Below are 6,064 nucleotides of genomic sequence, written 5' to 3'. Positions count from 1 at the left end.
CAGTATTCGCGGGGAATGCGGGGGTAGTGCAGTTCGGCGGCACGGATGACGAAGGGCTTGCCGTTGAGGACAAATTCTTTATTGCCGGCGGCAAACGTGCCGGTTTTTGTGCCCGGTGAAGCCGGCACCGGCTGCTGTTGGGCCCGGGCCGGGGGAAGCCAGGTAGCCGCCAGCAGCGATAAGATCAGAAAATTCTTTTTCATGGAAAGCCGTTTATTACTGTGTTTAAATTCAGGAAATCCTTTTCGGTGCAAGGTATTCCGCCAAGGGTGAGTAAAAAGGGGGGATATTCCTTGAATTTGGGGGGAAATTGATATAGTAGAAGGTTTCCCGCTTTGCAGGCGTAAAAAAGTTGCCCGACCGGAGCAACAATCCTAAGCCTGATGACAACCTTTAAGGCTGTCATGCCGAACGCAGTGAGGCATCCCCTCGGGATAGAAAAGCTGCCTCTATTCGAAGGAGGGCTTTACTGTCTCAGAAAAAGACTTTTCGTGCCCCGAGGGGATGCCTCACTGCGTTCGGCATGACAGTCTTAAAGTAGAGCTTCGCCCTACTTGTCATTGGCAGCGTAGCGAAGAATCTGGTACGCAGGCAAATAAAAGCGGTAAGCGAATGCAAAGCAGATGCTGCAATTAGGCTTATGCGGTCCTTTCTTTCAGGATCACCTTCTTGCCATATTTTAACCCGCTGCCCATAAAGATCAGGATGATGCCGAAGGTCAGGTAATCCCACTTTCCATGGAAGCTCATTTGGGGGCCGGAATCCCGGGTGATCTCGTTCAGGACCACCTGGAAGATATTGGCCACGACAAACCCGAAACCGGAAAAGAACAGGAGCTTGTTCAGCAGGGACAAAAGTCCGAGGATATCCTCGCGGTGCGCCGTTTCCGTTTTGTTGATGTATTTATCCCGGAAAAAATTGACCACGATGACCAGGGCATAGATCAGGATGATCAGGGCGACAAATTTTACAAATAGCGTGGAATAGCTGGCGAAAAGGTCTGCCTGGAAGTTCAATGACTGGTTGTTCATTTTTGTACGTTCGTGTTGATTGTATGGATAAAAAGTAAAAAGTAGCGATGAAGCGGGCTGACAGTTTGGAATGGCGGACGGCAGTTTTGGTTTTAGATGGTGCGTGCAGCAATATAACTAAAAAGCTCCATATGCATACCGGTCCGGCCCGGAATTTCCACAAAGCTTCCCGGCGCTTTAATAGGGCAACAGGGAAGCGAAATTATATACACCTGCCCCCACTTCGTACACGGCTTTACCGTCTTCCATTTTCAAAAAACGAACGCCTTTGGCGCGTGCCGCCGGCAGGCCGCCTTCGGTAACCGACCTTTCGTCCCGGGCCGGAAGAGAGACCGTTGCGGTGGTGTTGGCCGGCACGGCGAAACGGAACCGGCAGCCGGCCCCCACTCGTTCCCAACCGCTTTCGATACGCCCGTACATCGATTCATAATGCCCTTTGGCATGGGTCATCTTGCCGGTGGGATCGGGCTCGGGCGCCAGGATAAAATGCCCGAAACCGGGACTGCGTTCGTCCCGCTGGATGCCCAGGGAATGGTCGTACATCCAGGCCCCTACCGCCCCAAAGGAATAATGGTTGAAGGAGTTCATCCGGTTGTTGCCGCCAAAGCCGCTGGTATGGGTATACGAGTTCAATCGCTCCCAGATGGTGGTGGCGCCCTGCTCCACCGAATACAGCCAGGAGGGATAAGCCGTTTGCTGCAGCAGGCGATACGCGATATCGGAATAGCCATTATCCGACAGGGCCTTTGAGATCCAGGCCGTACCGATAAAGCCGGTCATCAGCGAATAGGGAGGACAGACCACGCCATTATCGGCTTTGTTTTCCCGGGTAATGGTGGCCGCAAAGCTTTTTGCGGCCTTCGGCCGGCTGCGTTCCTCGAATAAACCGAACGCCAGCGGAAGGGCGTAAGACGCCTGGGTATCGACCGGCTTTCCCCTGAAAACGGTTTTGCCGGTAGTGGTGTCGAAATAGGTACGGTTGAAAAACGCTTTCCGTTCGGCACGCAATTGGTCAAAGGCCTGCGCCTCCTCCCCCTTCCCGAGCACCAAGGCGATTTTTTGCATTTGCTCCAGGTCGTAAATAAAGTAGGCTTCCCAGAGCAGGGCCTTTTCCGTTTTGTCGTATTCGGGGCTGAGCCAGTCGCCCAGGCTCGACCATTTTTGGCGGTCCTGTTCATCCAGCACCTTCGTCGCCGGGTCGATGTTCCCTTTCATAAATTCGATGTAGCGTTTCATGGCACCGTAATGCTCCGCCAGCAGGTCCTTGTCGCCGTATTGCAAAAAGCTTTCCCAGGCCACGGTGATGCCGGCGCTGCCCCAGAGCACGCCGCCAAAGCCGCCGCCCAGGGGCGCCACGTCCGAAAAACGGCCGTCTTCGCGCTGCACGTCCCGCATGGCCCGCATATGCCTTCTCAGGAACTGGGGTACGGTGGCCAGGTAGGTGGCCGTGCGGGCAAAAACGGAGATATCGCCGCTCCATCCCAGCCGCTCGTTGCGCTGCGGGCAATCGGTAGGCAGGGACAGAAAATTGGCATAGGTGGACCAGGTGCTGTTTTCCCAGAGTTTATTGACTTTCGGATTGGAGGTCTCGTACTGCGACGCTGTATGGTGTACCGAGCTGAGTACCTCTCCTTTCACGTCTGCCAGCGGCAATGCCCTGTCGATGCCGGTTATTTCCACAAAGCGGTAGCCGTGGTAGGTAAACCGGGGATGGATGGTTTCTTCGCCGCCTTTTGTGATATAGATGTCCTGGGCCATAGCCGCCCGGATGTTCTCCAGCATGATCATCCCTTTGTGCTCCCTGTATTCGGGCAGGTCGGGGTATTTCACTTCGGCAAAGCGCAGGGTGATCTTTTGGCCGGGCGTCCTTCCGTTCAGGCGGATCTTCGGCACACCCGCCATATTCTGGCCCATGTCGTAGATAAATACGCCGGGCCGCACCTCCTCCACGCCCACCGCCGCCAGCTCCTTGACCTTCCGAACCGCGTCATCGCCAAACTGCCCGGTCAGCGACAGGCCGCTGTAGTCGTCCACCAGGGGCATGTTCACCGACTTGTTGCGTTCATCGAGACTGATATGCCCTTGGAGGTCCACCTCCACGGCCCTTTTCCAGGCCGAGTCGTTATAAGCGGCAGACGCCCAGTTTTTAACGAGGGCTTCTTTGGTAGCGTCGTAGACCTCGCCCTGGAAGAAGCTGCCGTAGACGACCGGGCCGTTGTTGAAATACTTCCAGCGGGCAGGGTCGGTAACGACCACGTCTTCTTTTCCGTCCGCATAGGTGATGACCAGCTTGGCCAGCAGGGACTGCCGGTCGCCAAAAAAATTCCAGAACTCGCCCATATAGGTGCTGCCCCCGCTCCACCAGCCTTCGGCCATTAAGGCGCCCAGCGCATTTTTGCCACGCACTATCTCACCGGTCACGTCGTAGGTCTGGTAACAATGGGTTTTGTTGTATTGGGTGGCGCCGGGATTAAAATAGTCGTTCCCGATCCGTTTGCCATTCAGGTATATCTCGTAAATGCCGCGGGCCGTCACATACAGGCGGGCCCTGGCAATGGCGGAAGCCGCCGTGGAAAAGGTGGTCCGCAGCATCGGCGTCGCATTCCGCTGGGGATGGATCAGCAATATCCCTTCCTTATTCCCTGCCTTTAGTTGTACGGGATCGGCATGGGCCGAAAACAACACATTCGACGGGCTGCGGAAATTCCGGACCCGGAGGCCGGAAAAAGTGGCAGCCTGGCCTGCAGGTACGCGGAAGCCGATGCTTCCCACCACCGGGAAAGCGATAAAGTCGCCGCCCTGGCCCACAGGGTTGAGCCCCATATCGCCGACGGCCTGCTCCCGCTGCTCCCCGTCGATGAAAAACTGCGTATGTCCCATGACGGAAGAAAGGGATATCGTATGCTTTTCGTATTTGTTCCGTTCGTTGACAAGGGTGGCCGGTACAGGGAAACTTTTTAAGGGACTGTCTTTTTTATCGCCCGGCCGGTACCCGGCCCGGTAGACGTGCAGTTGGGCGGGGGCTCCTGAAGCCAGCGGGGCGATGTCCAGCTCCACCAGGATAAAGGAACTGTCCTTTTTATTTTCCAGGTGAAAGAGGTTTTTATCCCGGTCCATCAGCCGGGGGTCGTTGGCCCCGTAAATGAAGCCGGCCCGGGTGCTGCCGGCGGCCAACTGAACCGAACCCGAGATCCGGAATACCGGCAGGTAGTCGGGATACAGCACCAGGTCTTCGTCTCCCCCGCCGATCCAGCGGGCGCCGCTCCAGGCGGTGATATTTTCATTCATCAGCCCTGTTTCAAACCAGGAAGCGGCCGTATGCTGCAGGCGGTCCTGGTCCCATACGGTTACGGTCCACCGGTAGCGGGTACGGGGCTGCAGGGGCCTGCCGGCATAGGGAATGTTCAGCGAAACGCCCTGGGATTTTTTGCCGGAATTCCAAACGGTTTTGCCACCAATATCCGTGACCACCACCTGGTAAGCCGTTTGCCTGGCTCCGCGCTGGCCGGCGGAGGCCTGTAGCTGCCAGCTGAAACGGGGACGGGCCACATCCATACCCAAGGGCGTTTCGGCATATTCCACCTTCAGCCGTACCAGCTGTATATCGGCAGCAAAAAGAACGAACGGGAAAAGGAGCAGGAGCAAAAACAGGCGTATAGGATTGATCATTCTGGCAAACGTTTTTGGGGTATCCGCCAGGCGAAGAAAATGATTCGCATGGAAATGCCGAAGGCGCTGCCCGTCTAAATTTCAGCAAATCGTCTCTTATTTTCCCTGCGCCGGAAAGACGGGCATCCCACCGCTGGATCATCATAAAAAAGCCCCGGGTGGAAACCAGGGGCGACATGCTTGCTTGTTATGAAATGTACATCGGAAATTCGTTTTGTTCCCTTTGCCTACCAATAAATGGTGTAGAGGGCCGCCAGGATGCCACAGATGATCAGCGAGCCTGCGGCAAAGGAGGGCGAGGGCCGGAACAGGCGGCGGTCCACCTCCAGGCCCCTGGGCTCCCGTCCATTGAGGTGTTCGATAATGCTGATGATGCCCATACCGGCCAGGCAGAGTACGAATACAATGCCCATGCGGTCCAGGAAGGGGATCTCGTAAACGCCTTCGGCATTGCGGACGGCATAGCCCCTGGAGAACAGCCCCGACAGGTCGGCCACTTTCGGCAGGAACTTGAGCGCCAGCGACAGTACGAAACCGCCGATGGTGGCAAAGAGGGCGGCGTTGGAAGTGGCCTTTTTCCAAAAGAAGCCGAGGATAAACATGGCAAAGATGCCCGGTGATACAAAGCCGGTGTATTCCTGGATATACTGGAAGCCCCCCTTTTTGTCGATGCCCATAAAGGGCGCTACCATCAGGGCCAGCACCATCGCCACCACCACAGTGGCACGGCCGATCCACACCAGCTTTTGGTCATCCGCTCCGGGATTCAATTTCTTTTTATAGACATCCAGGGTAAAGATGGTCGAGATGGAGTTGCACTTGCCGGCCAGCGAAGCGACCACCGCAGCAGTCAGGGCGGCAAAGGCCAGGCCTTTGAGGCCGGCAGGCAGCAGGTTCAGCAGCACAGGATAGGCTTTATCCGGGTTGATCTCCCCTCCCTGCATCATTTGCGTACTGAATACATCCTGCTTGAATAATACGTAGGCCGCAATGCCGGGAATCACCACGATCAGGGGCATCAGCAATTTCAGAAAAGCGGCGAACAGAATCCCGCCGCGGGCCGTTTTCAGGTCGGCGCCCAGGGCTCTCTGCGTAATGTACTGGTTGCAGCCCCAGTAGTTCAGGTTCACGATCCACATCCCACCCAATAAAACGGTCAGGCCGGGCAGGTCGGCATAGTTCTCATTGCCCTGGTCCAGGATCATGTGAAAATGGTCGTCGGCCTTTTCCTGCAATAAATGAAAGCCCGCCAGCACGCCATTCTGGCCGTTGTGTTCGGCCACCAGATTGAGGGCTAAATACGTAGTAGCCAAACCTCCCAGGATCAGGAAGAACACCTGGATCACATCCGTATAGCCAATTAC

Annotated in this window: 4 protein-coding genes; all 4 read right to left on the bottom strand. The window is 56.1% G+C overall.

The genetic code is table 11. The annotated features are described in order from the left end of the window. Nucleotides 1-203 (bottom strand): hypothetical protein (locus V9K67_RS26630; protein ID WP_336728112.1); only part of this gene is annotated, 203 nt, incomplete at its 3' end. Between the two features lie 435 nt (nucleotides 204-638). Further along, nucleotides 639-1,031, bottom strand: coding sequence for a hypothetical protein (locus V9K67_RS26625; protein ID WP_336728110.1), 393 nt, complete (start codon nucleotides 1,029-1,031; stop codon nucleotides 639-641). Between the two features lie 177 nt (nucleotides 1,032-1,208). Then, complete coding sequence (locus tag V9K67_RS26620) at nucleotides 1,209-4,700, bottom strand: alpha-L-rhamnosidase (RefSeq protein WP_336728108.1); 3,492 nt, start codon at nucleotides 4,698-4,700, stop codon at nucleotides 1,209-1,211. A gap of 227 nt (nucleotides 4,701-4,927) precedes the next feature. After that, a partial coding sequence (locus V9K67_RS26615) for a sodium:solute symporter family transporter (protein WP_336728106.1) occupies nucleotides 4,928-6,064 on the bottom strand: 1,137 nt, incomplete at its 5' end.

It is taken from the genome of Huijunlia imazamoxiresistens, assembly GCF_037132455.1.
Taxonomy (GTDB): domain Bacteria; phylum Bacteroidota; class Bacteroidia; order Chitinophagales; family Chitinophagaceae; genus Flavisolibacter; species Flavisolibacter imazamoxiresistens.
The sequence above is the reverse complement of the archived record's forward strand: the minus strand, read 5'-3'. Positions and strand labels throughout refer to the sequence as shown.

What these genes read in the sequence shown, in the direction of transcription:
- V9K67_RS26625 (WP_336728110.1), bottom strand. Translation starts at nt 1,031, where the DNA reads ATGAACAACCAGTCATTGAACTTCCAGGCAGACCTTTTCGCCAGCTAT.
- V9K67_RS26620 (WP_336728108.1), bottom strand. Translation starts at nt 4,700, where the DNA reads ATGATCAATCCTATACGCCTGTTTTTGCTCCTGCTCCTTTTCCCGTTC.